This is a genomic window from Citrobacter sp. VF227 (assembly GCF_052950715.1).
The window spans coordinates 1-467 of record NZ_JBRFVF010000399.1 but is presented as its reverse complement, the minus strand read 5'-3'; the positions used below and the strand labels follow the sequence as shown (position 1 = coordinate 467).

At 67.0% G+C, this 467-nt stretch carries 1 pseudogene; it reads left to right on the top strand.

The features are described 5' to 3' along the window. Positions 1-261: 261 nt before the first annotated feature. Positions 262-467, top strand: a pseudogene (locus ACU8YC_RS26955) (hypothetical protein); the annotation flags it as partial.

The window sequence follows — 467 nt, the reverse complement described above, 5'->3', positions numbered from 1 at the left end:
TTCCACGTCTGGCGGACCCTGCCCTTCCAGAACGCGATCTGGCACGGCTTCGTCCTCGCCGCCACGGCCTGCCATTACGGGACGATCTGGGCCAGCCTGAACGGCTCGCCGATGACCTAGCGTCGCAATCGATTGCGACGTCGCGCGTAAAACTCCGGTTACCGTTCCGCTGAAAAGGTCGAGCGCGGGCGACCTGCTTTAAGTTTCCCGCGACCGCGGGTGCACCACAACTCGGGGACTGATATTCCCGGGAGCTGGACCGTGGTCCCGAAGACGAACGACTCTGGCCTCGCTCACCGTTACCGGATCCTGCACGTGTTCCGGGCGCCCGTGGGCGGATTGTTCCGGCACGTGATGGATCTCGCCCGCCTCCAGGCGGCCGCGGGACACCATGTCGGCCTCGTCTGCGACTCCAGCACCGGCGGTGACCGCGCCGCGGGCACCCTGGCGGACCTGATGCCCTGCCT